The organism is Chitinophaga sp. 22620, assembly GCF_052044405.1.
Taxonomy (GTDB): Bacteria; Bacteroidota; Bacteroidia; order Chitinophagales; family Chitinophagaceae; genus Chitinophaga.
On sequence record NZ_JBQEMV010000002.1, the window covers coordinates 1,093,803 to 1,111,535 of the forward strand.

13 protein-coding genes and 1 tRNA gene are annotated in these 17,733 nt (G+C 52.8%); 6 read left to right on the top strand and 8 right to left on the bottom strand.

The window, feature by feature from the left end:
• Window positions 1–19: 19 nt before the first annotated feature.
• The 4 genes from ACTJIK_RS14180 to ACTJIK_RS14195 all read right to left on the bottom strand — a co-directional run bounded on the left by ACTJIK_RS14180 (window position 20) and on the right by ACTJIK_RS14195 (window position 5,475).
• Complete coding sequence (locus ACTJIK_RS14180) at window positions 20–3,268, bottom strand: TonB-dependent receptor domain-containing protein (protein ID WP_440647140.1); 3,249 nt, start codon at window positions 3,266–3,268, stop codon at window positions 20–22.
• A gap of 176 nt (window positions 3,269–3,444) precedes the next feature.
• Window positions 3,445–4,491 carry a FecR domain-containing protein gene (locus tag ACTJIK_RS14185; protein WP_440647142.1) on the bottom strand — a complete coding sequence of 349 codons (1,047 nt, stop codon included), beginning with the start codon at window positions 4,489–4,491 and terminating at the stop codon, window positions 3,445–3,447.
• Between the two features lie 108 nt (window positions 4,492–4,599).
• Window positions 4,600–5,223, bottom strand: coding sequence for a sigma-70 family RNA polymerase sigma factor (locus ACTJIK_RS14190; RefSeq protein WP_440647144.1), 624 nt, complete (start codon window positions 5,221–5,223; stop codon window positions 4,600–4,602).
• A 175-nt stretch (window positions 5,224–5,398) separates the two neighbouring features.
• Window positions 5,399–5,475 (bottom strand) — tRNA-Arg (locus tag ACTJIK_RS14195).
• Window positions 5,476–5,573: 98 nt separating this feature from the next.
• Here ACTJIK_RS14195 and ung point away from each other — a divergent pair.
• Complete coding sequence (gene ung, locus ACTJIK_RS14200; protein ID WP_440647146.1) at window positions 5,574–6,245, top strand: uracil-DNA glycosylase; 672 nt, start codon at window positions 5,574–5,576, stop codon at window positions 6,243–6,245.
• 35 nt (window positions 6,246–6,280) lie between these two features.
• The gene (locus tag ACTJIK_RS14205) at window positions 6,281–7,066 is read left to right on the top strand and encodes a lysophospholipid acyltransferase family protein (RefSeq protein ID WP_440647148.1); all 786 of its coding nucleotides are present in this window, start codon (window positions 6,281–6,283) and stop codon (window positions 7,064–7,066) included.
• Here the strand turns inward: ACTJIK_RS14205 and ACTJIK_RS14210 are convergent, their stop codons facing one another.
• From ACTJIK_RS14210 to ACTJIK_RS14220, 3 genes are all read right to left on the bottom strand, one after another.
• Complete coding sequence (locus ACTJIK_RS14210; protein WP_440647150.1) at window positions 7,067–7,444, bottom strand: VOC family protein; 378 nt, start codon at window positions 7,442–7,444, stop codon at window positions 7,067–7,069.
• Window positions 7,445–7,721: 277 nt separating this feature from the next.
• Window positions 7,722–8,252 carry a hypothetical protein gene (locus tag ACTJIK_RS14215; RefSeq protein WP_440647152.1) on the bottom strand — a complete coding sequence of 177 codons (531 nt, stop codon included), beginning with the start codon at window positions 8,250–8,252 and terminating at the stop codon, window positions 7,722–7,724.
• Between the two features lie 44 nt (window positions 8,253–8,296).
• Window positions 8,297–9,091 carry a DUF6597 domain-containing transcriptional factor gene (locus ACTJIK_RS14220; RefSeq protein ID WP_440647154.1) on the bottom strand — a complete coding sequence of 265 codons (795 nt, stop codon included), beginning with the start codon at window positions 9,089–9,091 and terminating at the stop codon, window positions 8,297–8,299.
• 313 nt (window positions 9,092–9,404) lie between these two features.
• Between ACTJIK_RS14220 and ACTJIK_RS14225 the strand changes: the two genes are divergently transcribed.
• From ACTJIK_RS14225 to ACTJIK_RS14235, 3 genes are all read left to right on the top strand, one after another.
• Window positions 9,405–10,685, top strand: a complete 1,281-nt coding sequence (locus ACTJIK_RS14225) for a Gfo/Idh/MocA family oxidoreductase (protein ID WP_440647156.1) — start codon at window positions 9,405–9,407, stop codon at window positions 10,683–10,685.
• Window positions 10,686–10,709: 24 nt separating this feature from the next.
• Window positions 10,710–14,099: a family 16 glycoside hydrolase gene (locus tag ACTJIK_RS14230; RefSeq protein ID WP_440647158.1), complete on the top strand. Its 3,390-nt coding sequence runs from the start codon at window positions 10,710–10,712 to the stop codon at window positions 14,097–14,099.
• Window positions 14,100–14,373: 274 nt separating this feature from the next.
• On the top strand, window positions 14,374–14,574 hold the full coding sequence (locus ACTJIK_RS14235) for a hypothetical protein (RefSeq protein ID WP_440647160.1): 201 nt from the start codon (window positions 14,374–14,376) through the stop codon (window positions 14,572–14,574).
• 108 nt (window positions 14,575–14,682) lie between these two features.
• On the opposite strand, the gene msrA is transcribed toward ACTJIK_RS14235, so the two are convergent.
• Window positions 14,683–15,339 (bottom strand): peptide-methionine (S)-S-oxide reductase MsrA, encoded by a 657-nt coding sequence (gene msrA, locus ACTJIK_RS14240; protein ID WP_440647162.1) that lies wholly within the window; start codon window positions 15,337–15,339, stop codon window positions 14,683–14,685.
• A 231-nt stretch (window positions 15,340–15,570) separates the two neighbouring features.
• Here msrA and ACTJIK_RS14245 point away from each other — a divergent pair, with 231 nt between their 5' ends.
• Window positions 15,571–17,676: an endonuclease MutS2 gene (locus tag ACTJIK_RS14245; RefSeq protein WP_440647164.1), complete on the top strand. Its 2,106-nt coding sequence runs from the start codon at window positions 15,571–15,573 to the stop codon at window positions 17,674–17,676.
• Window positions 17,677–17,733 lie beyond the last annotated feature (57 nt).

Sequence of the window (17,733 nt, forward strand, 5' to 3'; positions counted from 1 at the left end):
TTTATCGCATGCTGTAAGATTAGAAATTGTAGGTAGCCGTCAAGCTCAGGTTCCTTCCTTTGAACCATTTATGGAGCGCAAAGTCGAGTTCCTTGTTATAGGAAAGCCCTTTGGGATCATCGTTCATGTTCGCCTTATTGGTCATGTCTTCGGCAGACCCCAGGATAAAAGCCCCGCCACCATTAACCGACGAAGGATTGGCAGATACGTTCTGATAGATCACATAATCCTGCTGCAACAGGTCGCTGATATTGAAACGTACCTGCAATCTGTTCTTCAGTAAGACGGCGCTTAGCTGGATATCGATCACATCACGGGAATTCTCGTACTGGTCCTGCCAGGGCTGGTAGCCGCCGTTGAGTATTCGTCTGCCATAACGGTTGTAGGTGATATTGGCCCCGAAAACGTTTCCAAAATAACCCAGCCCCGCATTTATGACGTAAGGAGAAAGTCCCTGCAAAGGCCGCCGGCGGCTTGCCGGAGGATCCTGCCCTGGCGTTGACCCTGCATCTGCGGCGGATTTCGACAGGGCTTCGGCATTATAGGCTACATCGCCCTTCATCCAGGAACCGTTCGCGCTGACGAATATTTTCTTTAACCATGGCATTGCCGGCGCGATAAAGCCCAGCGATTTCCGGATATCTATTTCCACGCCTTTATTGGTAGCGCTTTCCAGGTTGAAGTAAAAGAGGTTCAATTCGGCGCTTCCGGAGAAAAGACCGATCAATTCAACCGGTTTACGGAACTTTTTATAAAAGCCCGACACGGAAATGACCTCGCCGGGCCCCGGATAATATTCATAACGGATATCAAGGTTCCTGATCTTCGCATCGTCGAGCCCAATGGAACCCCTGTATATGCTCCTGTCCCTGAACTCGTAATATTTGAAAGCGGACCTCTCCCTGAAATCGGCCCTGGCCAGGGTTTCGGAGTAGGCCAGGCGTATGTTCATCGTGGAAGTCAGGCTGTACACCAGGTTCGCGGAAGGCAGCCAGTCTGTTCTGCGGTACCGCATGTTTGAATCGACGGGCAAGCCGGAGTTCGCGTTATATGCAATGGCATTTACGTCCATGTTGTTTTTTTCCACACGCATGCCGCCGATAAAGCGGAACTTTTTGAGGAAGTTCAGGTCAGCCATTAAATAAGCCGCGTGCAGTTGCTGGTCGCCGGCATAATCTTCGCCGGCGTAGCCGGAGCCCGTGCCTGTCAGCACGTATGTCAGGTACCCGGGTTTCAGGAAATTTTGCAGCTCGTAGTCTGCTAAGCCCAGTATTGCCTTTGCGGTAGCGTTAGGATCACCTTTACTGTCCTGGAAAAGCCGGAGTGAGGTGGACTGGAAGTGGGCCTTGCGGAACGCGCCTGCATACCCTAATTTGATCAGCTGGTTGGCTTCGCCTATTTTGAAAGGAACGGAGAAATTACCCGATACATTCTGTCTTCTTTCTTTTAATTCAGAATTAAAGATGTTGTTCCCTCTTGTCATGTAGCTGGAACCTTCGTTCAGCAGGTATTCGTAATAACCTTTGGGGCCATTGCCCTGGTATCCCATGGAGGAGCGGCTGTCCGGCTGATACCTGTTGATCGTGATATAATCGGCAGACCAGTCGAATTTCAGGTGTTTATGCAACAGGTGCTCGCCTTCCAGCCTGTTTTGCAGCAACTCGTTTATCAGCAGGATATCGGTGTAGTAAAATACTTCATCGCCGCCGGGCGTACCGATCATCTGGAAATTGAACTCCTTTCCGTAGTTGACGCCGGACTCGTGGCTGAATCTGTGATTGTACAGGTTCTTGAATGCGAGCTTGTGCCCTTTAGCCTGGAAACCTGCATTGGCAACGGCGCCCAGGGCGGTGGAAAAATTGTAGGAATTGCCGGTATTGTAATCATAATAACCCGGCTGGCGCCTTTGGTCGTCTGTAATATTCTCTTCATGACGATAAGTGCCTGCAAGGGTAATACCCAGCGAGGATGCGTTTTTCAGGCTGATCCTGCGGCCTGCGGAGAACTGGTAATTCTGCACGGGCGTGTACTTGTATTTATACAGTCCCCAGTTGTTGGGAATGCGCGCATTCATTTCACTTGCTTTCATATTGTCTTCCACGGCAGCGTAATGCCTGTATTCCCGCGGGTCCCAGTCCTTTTTCCACCACGTGCGCCTGCCATCGTCGAAGCCCAGGTATTCCCTGCCGCCTCTCGGGGATGAATACAGGGACTTGCCGGTGCTGTTCGTGTTGATGCCGGTGCCGACAGAGATGGAAGCAAAATTCTCCGCCGGAATGTCCTTCGTGTTCACCTGCACCAGGCCGCCCGCGAATTCCGCCGGCATATCGGGCGTGGCTGTTTTGTTCACTACAATGTTGTCGATAAGCACGCTGGGGATCACGTCGAAGGAGAAGTTCCTGCGGTTGGGTTCCGTGCTGGGGAGGTTGGCGCCGTTCAGGATCACGTTGTTGTAGCGCTCGCTCAGGCCGCGAACGGTAACGAACTTTTCTTCCTGTACGGTCAGGCCACTTATGCGTTTCAGCACCTGTGCCGCGTTGTTGTCCGGCGTAGCCCTGATCTGCTCTGCGCTGATGCCGTCCGATACGGCGGCGGCGTTCTTTTGCCTGGCATAAAGCGCGGCCACGCTTTCCTTCCTGGCGGAAGCCGTTACGACCACGGTACCCAGCTGTCCTTTCCTGCGCTTCAGTGTTGCATTCAGTTCAAAGGTCTTTTGACCGGTCACTTCAATTTCACTGATTTCCTTGGTGCCGTAGCCGATATAGCTGATAATGGCGGTATAGCGGCCTGCGGGAAGCATTAGCGTAAATGAACCGTCGATCGCCGTGATGGTGCCCTTTGCGCCGATCTGTACGGTGGCGCCTGGCACAGCCTGGCCATTTTCTTCGTCAATGATCCTGCCGCTTACCTGGCCGGGATCGGATGCGTTTTTCTTTTCTTCCTTTTTGGGTTGGGGAAAGAGGATGATATTACCGCCCTCAAGTTTGTAGCCGAACTTGTATGGGCCGAGCAAATGATCCAGTACGTCCGTCAGGCTTTTTTGTTGATAAGAAGCGCTGGCCACCTGTATCTTTTCCACCTGCTGCCGGTTATAGATGAAAGGGGAGCCGGTTTGTTTTTCAATAGCCTCCAGCACGGCGGTGAGCGGTGCATTTTTCACATCCAGGCTTATTTTACGGGTGGATTGGGCCCGTCCCTGCAGGTTGAGCAGGATGCAGAAAACGATCATCAGGAATACGGGCTGTCCCGCAAATGTCAATTTTGTCATATTTTTAGCGCGTTAATGCACCTCCGGGTGCGTTGGTATTTTAGTAATGCCGCCGGTTCGTTCTTCCAAAAATTCACCGGCCGGTGTTGCGGAATTTGCCGGAGCCTTCGCGGGCTCCGGTTTTTTATTTGTTTTCAGGGTATCGTATATGCATGGTTTTATGGGTGAATAATAATTCATTCGCAGCCTTTCCCTTCCAGGAAGATGCTGTCTCCCTTGGCGGTATAGCGGAACCCGTTGGTGAGGCTCAGCTGCTGTAATATCTTTTCGAGCGGCAGATCCCGGAACACTGCCCTGTAGCGGCAGTGTTGCATGGAAGGATCGCTGAACACCAGTGTTTTCCCGTAACGCCTGCCCAGTTCCGCCGCAAGGTCTTTGAACGGGATATCGTTAAATGCCATGCGGTTCTGCTGCCAGTCCATTGTTTCATGAGGCTGGGAGCTGAGGGCAAAATTTTTTCCCTGCACGTGGTAGGTCAGCAGATGATCGGGTAACAGCACGCCCAGCGTTTTTTCAGCAGTGTTCACCTGTACCTTGCCTGTTGCCACCCAAACGCTTTGCATTTCTTCACCGCTGTAGGCCCGCACATTGAAGGATGTGCCGAGCACCCTGGTACGCAGGGCGCCGCTTTGTACGATAAAGGGTTTGCCCGCATCCTGCGCGACCTCAAAAAATGCCTCGCCGTTCAAACGGATCTCGCGGACGCTGTCTGTAAAGGCAAGCGGGTATTCGATATGGGAGCCGGCGTTGACATACACGACGGAGCTGTCTGCCAGTATGATCTTTTGTTGCTTGCCGGGTAATACGTCCAGAGACGCCCATTTTACGGGGCTTGTAGCCGGGTTGTTTTGAAAGAACCAATACAAGCACACGCTGATGCCAGTGAGAACGGCGGCGGCGATCCATTTTTTCCAGCCGTTCCTTTGGCCGGGCAGGGTGTAGACCGGTGTTTCTTTTGTATGTTCATAAGGCGGCAGTTCCGGGGCCTGCCGTTCTCCTGCTTCGTATTCCCTGATCTTTTGGTGGGTGCGTTGCAGCAGCTGGCTGTCATATCCCGGCTCATCGCCCGCGGTCTGCTCCCACATTTTTTTCGCTTCGTCGAATTCATCCCGCAGCACCGGGTCGCTTTCCAGCAGTGCAAGCAGGGTGGCCTTTTCCTGATCGTTGATCTCGCCGGACAGGTATTTACCGGTCAGCAGCCAGAACGCATGCATATCCGTCATGTTTCTTTTTTTGATATAACAATCGCTTCTGCCTGTATATCTCGTTGGGCAGGGCAAATGGCCTATCGGCCAATGTTACCATACTGTTAACTCCGGGAAAGGCGCAGGCTAAAAAGAAAACGGCAGGCAGGGCCACAGCAGCATCGGAAGGGCGAGGGGGTAAGCGGACAAACTGTTCCGCAGGGTCTTAAGCGCTGCGGCCAGCTGGTTCTTCACAGTGCTTTCCGATATATTCAGGAGGGAAGCCATGGTTTTATAAGAAAGCCCGTCTATGCGGCTGAGCTTGAATACCAGTTTGCGTTGGGCGGGAAGCTGTTCAATAGCCTTGTGGAGGATACCGGCGAGTTCGCCGGAGGCTAGTTGCCGCAAGGGATCGACCGGCGAATCCTGGGGCCGGGAGGCGTAATCATCCAGGGGTACAACCTGCACTGTTTTATTGAGCTGCGCAATTGTTTTGGCCCGGTAACGGATAGCGGTGAACAGGTAGGCCTGGAAGAGGGGGATAGGCGGAAGTTTTTCCCTTCTTGCCCAAAAGCTGAAGAACACATCCGATACAATTTCTTCCGCTTCGAAGCGGTTACCCGCGATCATCGTTGCCAGCTCCACCCCGCGGCGGCTATGCCGTTCGAAGAGCGTGTTAAACGCACGCATATTGCCTTTGCGCAGCTGCTCAAGCAATGTTTCGTCACTGGGCTGGGATAAATCTATATGAGTGGGATCGGTGCGCATCATGCTGGTTGCATTGCAAAGCTAACCTGCGCATGTTATGTTAACGTTAAGAGGATCGCCGGTAGTTTTTTAATCCTTTTGATTTAAAGACTGGTTTGAATGGAATGAGAAACTGGTGCTGATGGAGGTGGGTTATAAAAAGTAAAAGGGTTGTAAATCATGATTTACAACCCTCATATGGTGAACCGGATTGGATTCGAACCAATGGCCTGCTGCTTAGAAGGCAGCTGCTCTATCCAGCTGAGCTACCGGTCCGGGTAACGTATCACAATAAATTTTTCTTTATTGGGAGTGCAAATTTATATAATTTTCCACCAATTAATCAAATTAATCGCCGACCCAAAGGTAATATAATGGATGTAAAGATTGAAAGCAGCTGGAAGGAAGCGTTGAAAGACGAGTTTCAAAAATCCTATTTCGAACAGATCGTCATGTTCCTCAAACATGAAAAGGCATTGGGTAAAACCATTTATCCCCAGGGAAGCCAGATCTTTAATGCTTTTGACAAAACCCCCTTTGATAACGTAAGAGTGGTGATCCTCGGCCAGGACCCCTACCATGGGCCCGGACAGGCTCACGGCCTTTGTTTTTCCGTCCAAAAAGGCGTAAAACCGCCGCCATCCCTCGTGAATATCTATAAGGAAATGAATGCGGACCTGGGTATCCCCATTGCCCAGACCGGCGACCTTACGCCATGGGCGGAGAACGGCGTACTGCTGCTCAATGCCATCCTTACCGTGCGCGACGGGGAGCCAGCCTCGCATAGCAAGATAGGCTGGGAAACTTTCACCGATGCGGTAATACGCACCATTTCGAACAAAAAGGAAGGCGTGGTGTTCATGCTATGGGGTAAGTTCGCCCAGGACAAGCAGGTGCTGATAGACGGCACCCAGCATCACATCCTGAAAGCTGCCCATCCCTCGCCGTTCAGCGCAGACAAGGGCTTTTTCGGCTGCAAACACTTTTCAAAGGCCAACGAACTGCTCATCCGGCAGGGGAAAGAGCCGGTGAACTGGCAGTTGTGATTTTTTCTTAATATTACGTTTCATTCCCATAGCGTATGAAATGGCTTAGAAACATTGCGGGTCGGGTTTTTGCAATCTACGGGCTGCTGCTCTTCGTTGCGACGCTGCTGATCGTGCTTATCCCTATCTGGATCATATCCTTCCTGCCAGATCCCCGTAAAACGCGTTATTTCCTGAACATCGGCAGAGTATGGATGGGTATTTACATGCCCCTCATCGGTTGCCCGGTTTTCCGCAAAGGCCTGGGACACTTCAAAAAAGGTCAGCAGTACGTAGTGGTATGCAATCATAATTCTTTCATAGACGTGCCTGTAACCACACCCGGCGTACCGGGCGTGAACAAGACCCTCGCCAAGGCTGAAATGGCTAAGATTCCCCTGTTCGGGATGCTGTACCGAATTGGCGGCATCATGGTGAACCGGAAGGATGATAACAGCCGCCGCCAGAGCTTCGAGCATATGCACAACGCGCTGAAGATGGGCATGCACATGGTGCTTTTCCCCGAAGGCACGCGCAACCGCACGGGCATGCCCCTGAAAAAATTTTACGACGGCGCCTTTATCCTGGCGATAGAATCACAAACGCCTGTAATTCCTTCATTGCTCTTCCATACCAAAAAGATACAGGTTCCCGGCAAGTTCCTCTTCGCATTGCCGCACCGGATCGATTTTCATTTCCTGCCGCCGGTAGACACCAGAGGCCTTACCCGCGCGGATCTGCCAATGCTGAAGGAAAAGGTGTTCAACATTATGTGGGATTATTATACAGCCCATGCAAAAGACCCGATCGTGAATACCGCGCCGGATGCCGAACTGGCCTGATCACAGCTGCGTGATCCACCACACGTTACCGAAGGGATCTTTTATGCCGGCAGATCTGCCGTAGTCCTTATTTTCCGGCTCGCCTTCCGAAGTGGCGCCTGCTGCCAGCGCTTTGTTGTACACATCATCTGTACTGGCCACATACATGAACACGCCGCCGGTTTGCGGGGGAAATTGTTCTGTGCTGTTGCCGAACATGATCACGCTGTCGTCTATACGCAATTCCGCATGCAGGATGCGGCCGTTATCGTCGCGGTACACGGCTGATTCTTCGGCTTCGAACACATTTTTAAGGAAAGAAATGAATTTGTCCCCGTCCGGCACCAGGAAATAAGGGCAAAGCGTGGGTGAGCCCGCGGGTTTGTTCGGTGTTGCCATGATTTGTTTTTATTGCAATATTAAGGTTGGGGAGGAGGGGGAAATTGGAGAAAAACGACTTTTTGCACTAAAAGTGCAAAGCCGTTTTTTCAAAAAGGCTATTTTGGGGAAGAAGGTGCTTTGGCAGGACGGTCCGCGGAGTGGCGATTCCGCTTTGCCTCTGCCCAGAATTGATTCAATGATGCATTATCAGACATCATCTGTTTCAGCCTTTCCATCGGAGATTTGGAAAGCCATATCTTTAACTGAAGTGCTTTGATATGTGCGGGTGTGTCCGTCATAGATTTATTAAGTTAAAGGTACTTAATTTTAGCTTTTTAATCCAGGAACTAATATATTCCTTGTCTAAATCCTCCTTTTCCGCGATATTCCTGATATCCTCCATTTGTATTGCCGATTGAAGTTCCTGTATCCATATAAGTTTGGAAATCAATAAGTCTTCTGCTGATACAACAAAAATCGTCTTTCCGTAAAAATCCAGCGAAATTCTCCGGCTAAATTCCATTTGCCTGAAAGGGTCTCGCTTAAGCACCACAAAATCCGCTTTAAACCCCGAAGCATGGTCAATAATATTGAACATGCCCTGTCGCTGCACGGCTTCATTTATAGCATCCTTGTCACAATAGTAGCCTTCACTGAAATTTTCAACGAAACGATCCACGCTCCCCGGTTCCAGATGTATTATAAAATCAAAATCACGAGTGGCTCTTGGCAGAACATATAAGCTCATCGCAACGCTTCCGGACAGCATGTACGGTATGTTGTGACTGTTTAGCACATCCGTTATTTTATTGAAGAAAGGTATCATGCTGAAGCAAGTTACTTCAACTCTTGGTTCAGGGCAAGAGATTTTTATTCCTCCCTATACTCAATCCCTTCCGGCCGGCCGGAGAAATACTGCCGCGGATGGTATCCGGAAAACTCTTTGAAGTCGTGTATAAAATGGCTTTGGTCGTAATACCCGCATTCATACGCCAGGCCCGTCAGGTTTTCTTCCACCCGGCCATATTGCGACACAGCCCGCTGGAAGCGGATGATGCGCGACCAGGTTTTAGCGGTGAAGCCCGCGTAGGTTTTGAAATTGCGCTCGAACTGGCGGGCGCTCAGGCATAAATCCGCCGCCAGCTCCGTGATGTTCACCATACCCTGCGCCTGGAGGATGGTCCTGATGGCATGATGCGCGGCGGTCTCAACAGGCTTGCGCCGGGCCAGCTGTGTTTGAAGGAATGCGCTGAGTATTTCCACGCGCTGGTGATGATATTTCGCCGTCATGATCCGCTCTTCCAGCCACCGCCCTTCCGCGCCGCAAACGGCTGCCAGCTCAGGTATCTGGTTGCTGAACGCCGCTGAAGAGATACCGAACAGCTGCGGCAGTGCGGAAGGATAGAGGTAAGCCCCGAAGATGCCGAAGCTGCCATGCGTCAGGAAGCGGGTGTAGCGGCTGGTTTGCGCATGCAGCACCGCGGTTTGGTCGCAACTGCCGCCCAGCTGGGAAAAGCGGCCGTTGTAATGAAAGACCATTTCCGCGCAACCGTCTGCCAGCGAGCGGTAAACGTACGGTTCCCCATCCGGTACCTGGTACTCGAAAGCCCAGAACATACGCACATGGCGGGCCAGCTGCGGCGGGGGAGGAAATGTAACGTACATGGTCATAAAGTTAACGATATCATCTGAATCGCCGTTTTCGACGGCAAAACGGCAGGATAGGGCAAAAAACACAAAATCCAGGTTGCGGGTTCTTTGCTTTATGTAAAATTTTAGAAAAGTTTTTTACATTAAGTAAAAAATAAGAAAACTTTACGCTTTAGCAAAAATTGTCCGCATATTTGAAATGCATATAATTATCTAAGGGGTTTTCAGAAAAGCAAGATACCTATCGTTTGGCTTCAGCATCAGCATTCAAAAAATTCCAGTTTGTATTTTGTATTGCGAAAAATCACGTTTACACTCAAATAAAACCATGGGAAAGAAAGTAAATCAATCTTCCAGGAGGGCGTTCGTCCGTAACTCCCTGGGAGCGCTAGCAGCTTTTACCATTGTACCCCGTCACGTTCTGGGCCGCGGCTACCTGGCCCCCTCCGATACGCTGACGAAGGCCGTAGTGGGAACCGGCGGCATGGGCCGCGGTCACTTCGGTTATGCAGGCACCCGCGTAGTCGCCATTTGCGATGTGGACAAAGGCCACATCCAGAAAGGCCTGGATGCGCTCCCTAACGGCGGGAAAGGCGTTAAAACCTTTACGGATTACCGCGAGCTGATCCAGCTGCCCGAAGTGGACATTGTGCATGTGGCCACGCCGCCTCACTGGCACGGCATCATTGCGGCGGACGCCGCGCGCGCCGGGAAAGACATCTGGTGCGAAAAGCCGATGACGGCCACTATCGGCGAAGGCAAACGCCTCGTGGAAGCGGTTCAGCAGCACGGCAGGATCTTCAGGCTCAACACCTGGTTCCGCTTCTCCGACCGCTTTTACGGCATGGGCACTACCGTGGAGCCCATCAAAAAGCTGGTGGACAGCGGCCTGCTCGGATGGCCCCTTAAAGTGACCGTGAGCAGGCACACCGGATTTGACTGGAAATTTTTCTGGGTAGGCAAAACCAACCTTGAACCGCAGGCCGTTCCCAAAGAACTGGACTACGACATGTGGCTGGGCCCCGCACCCTACAAACCATACAACGCACACCGTGTGCACGGTACCTTCCGCGGCTACTGGGATTACGATGGCGGCGGCCTGGGAGACATGGGCCAGCACTACCTGGACCCCGTGCAGTACTTCCTTGGGAAAGACAATACCAGCCCCGTGAAAGTAGAAGTCGACGCACCCCAGCAGCACAGCGATGCCGTAGGCACCTGGCGCAAGATCACCTATACTTACGCAGATGGTTGCCAGATCGTGCTGGACGGTGCAGGCACTGAAACCAAAGCCGCCTATATCGAAGGGCCGAAAGGCAAGCTGTATCCCGGTTTTAAGTCAGATATCCCGGACCTGGAAAAGAAACTCGCCGCCTTCCCCGACCCCGCGCCGCAGGTAACGGATTTCGTGGAAGCCGTGAAAAAACGCCAGAAGTTCGCGCTCAATGAAGAGAACGGCCACCGTTCCGCCACTATCGTGAACATGGGTAAGATCGCCCTGCAACTAGGCCGTAACCTCGAGTTCGACCCCGTAAAACAGGAGTTCATCAACGACGAAGGCGCCAACAGGCTTATATTCCAGCCTATGCGCGGCCCCTGGACCATCTAGCTTGCATCACCCTGACAATTAAACATGATGAAAAAAATATTGATCGTTGCTGCCTGTTGTTTTCTTCAGCTGGGTGTTATGGCCCAACCGAAGCAGGATAACCGTGCCGCACATACGAAAATAGCAGACCTGCTGCAACAGCAGCCTGCAAAGAACCAGGCCGCCCTCCAGGCCAATATGACCGCTCTGGCGGAACTGGGGGAGGAAGGCATCACCGGCATGGCCGCCATGCTGTCTGCGCCCGGCAAAGGCGACAACACTGCCATCCACTACGCACTCTCCGGTTATGCTTTTTGTGTAACCCAGCCCGGCAAGGAAGACCTGCGCAAAACCGCGGTAGCCGCTTATTCCAAAGCGCTGGGCCAGGTGCAGGATAAAGAGAGCAAAGCCTTCTTGCTGGCACAGCTTCAGCAGATCGGTACAGACCAGGCGGTGGCTTCCATCGTACCTTATCTTACAGACGAGCGCCTGGCGGACCCCGCGGCCCGCACGCTTTCCAAGATCAATTCCCCCGCGGCGCAGCAGGCCCTGCTGGCAGCTTTGCCGAAGCTCAGCGGCCGCAACAAACAGATCCTGGTTGAAGCCATCGGCGATGCGGGCATTCCCGCTGCCACCAGCGCTTTGATTCCACTGGCAACAGATGCGGACAAGATGCTGGCCAAAACTGCACTTTACGCTCTCGCGCAGATCGCAGACCCTGCTGCCGGCAAAACGCTGGAAAATGCAGCCCGCCGCGCCAATTATAAATACGACCTCACCAACGCGACCGGTTCTTATGTCGCTTACGCGCAGAACCTGCTGGCAAAGGGCAAAACCAAAGAAGCGTCCCTCGCCGCGCAGGACATCCGGAACCAGGCACAGGCGCCCGAACAGGTACATGTGCGCACCGCTGCCTTATACATCCTGAATCAGGCAGAGGGAGAAAGAGCGCTACCCATGCTGCTGGCCGCCGTAAACGATAAACAACCCGAATACCGCGACGCCGCCATGAAATTTGCAAGCGGCTCCCTGGGCGCCGCTGCCACCGCCGCATGGATCAAATCCTTATCCAAAGCCACGCCGGAAGGCAAAGCCGCGGTGATCACCATGCTGGGTAATAATAAAGTGGAAGCGGCCCTGCCCGCCATCATGCCTTTCCTGAAAAGCAAGGACGCGCCGGTGAAACTGGCGGCCATTACCGCTGTAGGACAAATAGGCGGCGAAAAATCCGTACCCGCGCTGCTTGGCCTGATGAAAACCGGCAATGCCACTGAAATTGCCGCCGTAAAAAGCGCGCTGCAAACGATCAAAGGCGATGAAGTGACCGCCCAATCCGGTTCCCTGCTGGCTAATGTGCCACCGGCGGCACAAGTAGCCCTCATAGACGTGCTTGCTTCCCGCAAGGCAGACAGCCGCATACAGGATGTGCTGCCCCTCACCGGATCCTCAGACGCCGGCGTGCGCAAAGCCGCCATGGGCGCACTAAAAGATATGGTTACCGCCGGCAACCTGCCTGCATTGTACAAGCTGCTCTCTTCCGCGCAAAACGCAGAAGACATTAAAGCCCTGCAAGCCGCTGTGATAGCTGCCGCGCCGGGCCAGGAGAAAGCAGTGATCGCGCAGATGGAAACAGAAACGCCCGCCACCCAGGAACGTTATTACGCGATCCTCGCAGGGCTGGGCGGCGCCGATGCGCTGAAAATGGTGAACACTGCCTTCGAGAAAGGCAGCGCTTCGCAGAAAACCGCGGCAGTAGCGGCACTCAACGACTGGAAAGATGCAAGCGCGACGAATTCCCTGCTGCAGATCGCACGCAAGGACGCAGCTTACCGCAACACCGCTTTACAGGGATATGTTCGTTTAGCCAAGGCAGTTAGTCAGCCCGAGCAACGCCTGCTGATGCTGGGCAATGCCATGGAACTGAACCCCGACGCCGCTTTGAAGAAAAAGATACTTGCGCAGGCTGAGCAATGCCAAACCTTCCCCGCGCTCATATTCGCCGGCAGGTTCCTTGACGATGCGTCCGTACAGCAGGAAGCAGCGCAGGCAGTGATGAACGTTGCGCTGGCCGATAAAACATACAGCGGCGCCACCGTACGCGGCCTGCTGGAAAAAACCTCGTCTGTGCTGAAAGGCCGTGATGCGGACTACCAGCGCGAGGCGATCCGTAAATATCTTGCTGAAATGCCGGCAGGCGAAGGCTTTGTGAGCATGTTCAACGGTAAAGACCTCAGCGGCTGGAAAGGCCTCGTGGCCAACCCCATCAAACGTGCGCAGATGGATGCTGCCACGCTTGCAAAAGAGCAGGAGAAAGCGGACGCGAAGATGCGCGAAGGCTGGAGCGTAACCAATGGCGTGCTCACGTTCAACGGTCATGGCGACAACCTTTGCACCACCAAAAAATACGGTGATTTTGAAATGTTCGTTGACTGGAAAATAGAACCAAATGGCGACGCAGGCATTTATCTCCGCGGCACCCCGCAGGTGCAGATCTGGGATACCGCCCGCAGGGACGTTGGCGCGGATGTTGGTTCCGGCGGTCTTTACAATAACCAGTCAAACCCGAGCAAGCCCGCCGTGCTGGCGGACAATACGCCCGGCGAATGGAATACTTTCCGCATCATTATGAAAGGCGACCGCGTAACTGTTTATCTCAACGGCGAGCAGGTAGTGAACAATGTAATGCTGGAAAATTACTGGGACCGCAAGCTGCCCATCTTCCCCGAAGAGCAGCTGGAGCTCCAGGCCCACGGCACCAAAGTATATTACCGCAACCTGTATGTACGCGAGTTTGAGCGCGCCAAACCCTACGTTCTCAGCGAAGCTGAAAAGAAAGAAGGCTACCGCATCCTGTTCGACGGTACTAACATGCACCAGTGGACCGGCAATACCAGCGGTTACGTTATCGAAAACGGCGCCATGGTTTGCGAGCCGAAAAGCGGCAGCGGCGGCAACCTTTACACCAAAGACGAATTCTCCGATTTCGTATACCGCTTCGAATTCCAGCTCACTCCCGGCGCGAACAACGGCCTGGGCATCCGCGCCCCGCTTGGCGGCGACGCGGCTTACAAGGGCATGGAATTACAGATACTGGACAACGATGCGGATATCTACAAGAACCTGCAGGTATACCAGTACCACGGTTCAGTGTACGGCGTGATCCCCGCCAAACGCGGCTTCCTGAAACCCACCGGTGAATGGAACTACCAGCAGGTAACTGTAAAAGGCACCCGCATCATCGTGGAACTGAACGGCACCGTGATCCTCGACGGCGACATTGCCAATGCCCGCGACAACGGTACGCTTGACCACAAGGACCATCCCGGCCTGAAAAACACCACCGGGCATATCGGTTTCCTGGGCCACGGCTCTGTTGTGAGTTTCCGGAACATCAGGATCAAAGACCTGTCAAAAGAAGTGGCGAAGAAGAAATAGTACTCAGCAACATCACATAAAAAGGCAGGCCATTGCGGCCTGCCTTTTTTTATTGGGCAATGGTGGGGGAGAGGGCCCTTTTCATCCGTCTTATAAGGGGAATTGTGGATTTATATAAGCAGGGTTAACCTACAACCATGTAAATTTATCCACACCCTGGAATGTGGAAATGTTCTCCGGGCGCGCCTGTAAACCTTTTACAGGTTGGCACGTTATAGGATGTAACCGAATTGTAACCTAAAATCGATTGACCCAAAAATTAACACCACCCTCTATGAAAACGGTAACCATCATTGGCGGTATCACCGGAATTTTAATGGCAGTAATCGCCTATTTTGCCGAATTGAACAGCTGGATGAGTACGGAAGTAGTCCTGACCATAGGATTTGCCGGATATGTGCTCATAATCACGGCAATAGCGTATTTCCTGCTGGCCTGGCTGTACAAAGGCAGCAAAAAGCTGGATGTGCTGTAAAACAACGGGATAGGCCGTAAAATATAACAGTTAGACTGCACCGGGATACCTCCGGAAAAGAAAAAGACGCCCATAAAGGCGTCTTTTTCAGTTTCTTTTAAAGAAAAACTACTTCTTCAGCTTCTCTGCGAAAGCCTTCTTGAATTTCTCCAGCTTCGGCTTCACCACGTAATAACAGTATGGCGCTGAACCATTTTGGTTATAGTAGTTCTGGTGGTAGTTCTCCGCCTTGTAAAAAGCCTTGAAAGGAGCGATCTCCGTCACGATCGGCGCGCTGTAGGAGCCTGATTCCTGCACCTTCTGCTTGTAGAACTCGGCTTCCTTCCGCTGCTCCTCGTTATGGTAGAAAATAACGCCCCGGTACTGGGTGCCCACGTCGTTGCCCTGGCGGTTCAGCTGGGTAGGGTCGTGGCTGAGCCAGAAAGCTTCCAGCAGGGTGGCAAAGCTGATCTTCGCGGGATCGTAGGTGATCTGCACCACTTCGGCATGGCCGGTATTGCCGGTACATACCTCATCGTAGGTGGGGTTGGGCTTTTCGCCGCCGGAATACCCGGATTCCACTGTCAATACGCCTTCCAGCTGCTGGAACTGTGCTTCTGTGCACCAGAAGCAGCCTGTGCCGAAGGTGGCCGTTTCGGTCTTTGTGTCTTTTGAGATCGTCATATCCCCTGGTTCTTTACTTGTTTCGGACTTGGACTGTGCGCAACCGGCCAGGCCGTAGCCTGCGAAAAGGGTTGCGAGCAGGTATTTTTTCAGGTTCATCATATGTTTGTTCTGTCTATCAAATTACGATATCCCTGGTGCTTTGGATCAACAAGTTAAGTAACTTTAACATTCTTTTGAGAAAACGGCGGATGATGAACCGCATTTGTCATTCGTACCTGTTTATTGATCAATCGCTTTTGAGCATTTCCGGGAGATGGTCCAACTTTGCGGAACGAAAAAAGGAAAAAGGTTGCACCGGGCCGGCAGCCACAAATTTAAATTGACAAAAAGGTGAAATATTTTCCAGAGTCGGCGCTGGTACAGTTGGAGTTTGACAAAGTAAGAACATTACTGCAGGAACATTGCAAAACGGAGCTGGGCAAGCAAATGGCCGAAGAGCTGCGCCTGCATACGCACATTGATTACGTGAGAACTGCGCTGCAACAGGCGCACGAATACAAGCAGCTGGTGCTGATCCAGGTGCATTTCCCGAATGACCATGTGCTGAACCTGAAACAGGAACTCCGCCTGCTGGACATTCAGGGGGCCGTGCTCACCGGCGAGCAGTTCATGCAGATCCGCAAACTCGCGGAAAGCATGAGCAGCATTGTCCGTTTTTTTGACGCCGACAGGAGAGTGACCTATGCAGCTTTGTATAGCGTCATTGCCAACACATACTACGAAAAGAAGATCGTGACGCTGATAGACGAAGTGCTGGACGAGGCCGGGCAGGTGCGGGACAATGCCACGCCCGAGCTGGCCAGGCTGCGCATGCAGCTGTTCCGCAAGCGTACCGAACTCAGAAGGGTGTTTGACCGCATCCTTTCCAAATTACAGAAGCAGGGCTACCTGGCAGACATAGAGGAGAGTTTCCTCAATGGCCGCCGGGTAGTGGCCATTTTCGCCGAGCAGAAGCGCATGGTGAAGGGCATCCTTCACGGAGAGTCGGACACGCGGCGGACGGCCTTCCTGGAGCCGGAAGAAACCATCCAGCTCAACAACGAAGTGTATTCCCTGGAGCGGGATGAGCAGCGTGAGGTCTACAAGATACTGCGCGGTCTTACCGCGGACCTGGCGAAGCATCACAGCCTGCTGAGCGGCTATCACGACATCCTGGGCATTTATGATTTCATACGGGCAAAAGCCCGCCTGGCCCTGGATATCAATGGTAATTTCCCCATGCTGATGCCGCATGCGCAGGTGCACCTGGTGGAGGCTTACCACCCCTTGCTGCTGCTGTATAACCGCAAGCAGGGAAAACCCACCATCCCCGTCAATATGACGCTGGACAAGGATCAGCATATCCTCGTGATCAGCGGGCCTAATGCCGGGGGAAAGACCGTGACGCTGAAGACCGTGGGGCTCATCCAGCTAATGCTGCAGGCAGGCCTGCTGGTGCCCGTGCACCCTACCAGTCAGCTGGGTATTTTCCGGCAGGTGATGATCCACATCGGCGACACGCAGAGCCTTGAATTTGAACTGAGCACCTACAGCTCGCACCTGAAGAACATGAAACACTTCATGGAAAATGCGAACGGCAGAACGCTCTTTTTTATAGACGAGCTGGGCAGCGGCTCAGACCCCAACCTGGGCGGGGCCTTTGCCGAGGTGATCATGGAAGAGCTGGCGCGCAGGCACGCCTTCGGTATCGTGACCACCCACTACCTGAACCTGAAGATCATGGCCGGGAAAGTGAAAGGTATCGTAAACGCCGCCATGGGCTTCGATGAACAGAACCTGCAGCCCATGTATAAACTGCTGATAGGCAAGCCGGGCAGTTCATATACGTTCAGCATCGCGCAGCGTATCGGGCTGGACCAGGGGCTGATCAACCGGGCCAGGAAGCTGGTGGATGAAGGGCATTTCAGGCTGGACAAGCTGCTCAACAAGGCGGAACAGGACCTCCAGAAGGTGGAAAGCAAGGAAAAAGAGCTGCAGAAGCTGCTGAAAGAGAATGAAAAACTGAAAAAGGAATACGAGATATTATCCGATAAAGAGCGCGCGCAGCAGCAATATACCCTTCAGAAGCTGCAGAACAAGATCAAGGAAGAGGACCTGAATTACCTGAAGGACATGGAGCGGAAGCTGAAGCAGATCGTTATAGAATGGAAACGGACCGAAGACAAGCAGAAAGTGATCAAACAGGCCGAAGCCCTGCTCTTTAACCGCAAAAGCCAGGCAATTAACGAAAAGATAAAGAAGAAGGTTCAGGACAGGTTCGAGGAGGTGAAGGGAGAAGTGAAAGCGGGCGACCAGGTGAAGATCCGGACGAATAACCAGGTGGGCAGGGTGAACGAGCTGCGCGGCAAAATAGCCGTGGTGCAGATCGGCAACATCCCCATCCAGGTGAAGCTGGCGGACCTGGTGCTGGTGCAGGAACGGCAAAAGGCAGAATAAACGTATCTTTACAGCCCTTTTATTACGAAATAATGTGGGCACAGGGATCATAAACGG

Excerpts from the sequence above, each read along its gene's own strand:
- ACTJIK_RS14180 (WP_440647140.1), bottom strand. The coding sequence starts at position 3,268 with ATGACAAAATTGACATTTGCGGGACAGCCCGTATTCCTGATGATCGTT.
- ACTJIK_RS14235 (WP_440647160.1), top strand. The coding sequence starts at position 14,374 with ATGAAAACGGTAACCATCATTGGCGGTATCACCGGAATTTTAATGGCA.
- ACTJIK_RS14205 (WP_440647148.1), top strand. The coding sequence starts at position 6,281 with ATGAAATGGCTTAGAAACATTGCGGGTCGGGTTTTTGCAATCTACGGG.
- ung (WP_440647146.1), top strand. The coding sequence starts at position 5,574 with ATGGATGTAAAGATTGAAAGCAGCTGGAAGGAAGCGTTGAAAGACGAG.
- ACTJIK_RS14210 (WP_440647150.1), bottom strand. The coding sequence starts at position 7,444 with ATGGCAACACCGAACAAACCCGCGGGCTCACCCACGCTTTGCCCTTAT.
- ACTJIK_RS14185 (WP_440647142.1), bottom strand. The coding sequence starts at position 4,491 with ATGACGGATATGCATGCGTTCTGGCTGCTGACCGGTAAATACCTGTCC.
- ACTJIK_RS14220 (WP_440647154.1), bottom strand. The coding sequence starts at position 9,091 with ATGTACGTTACATTTCCTCCCCCGCCGCAGCTGGCCCGCCATGTGCGT.
- msrA (WP_440647162.1), bottom strand. The coding sequence starts at position 15,339 with ATGATGAACCTGAAAAAATACCTGCTCGCAACCCTTTTCGCAGGCTAC.
- ACTJIK_RS14215 (WP_440647152.1), bottom strand. The coding sequence starts at position 8,252 with ATGATACCTTTCTTCAATAAAATAACGGATGTGCTAAACAGTCACAAC.
- ACTJIK_RS14190 (WP_440647144.1), bottom strand. The coding sequence starts at position 5,223 with ATGATGCGCACCGATCCCACTCATATAGATTTATCCCAGCCCAGTGAC.
- ACTJIK_RS14225 (WP_440647156.1), top strand. The coding sequence starts at position 9,405 with ATGGGAAAGAAAGTAAATCAATCTTCCAGGAGGGCGTTCGTCCGTAAC.
- ACTJIK_RS14230 (WP_440647158.1), top strand. The coding sequence starts at position 10,710 with ATGATGAAAAAAATATTGATCGTTGCTGCCTGTTGTTTTCTTCAGCTG.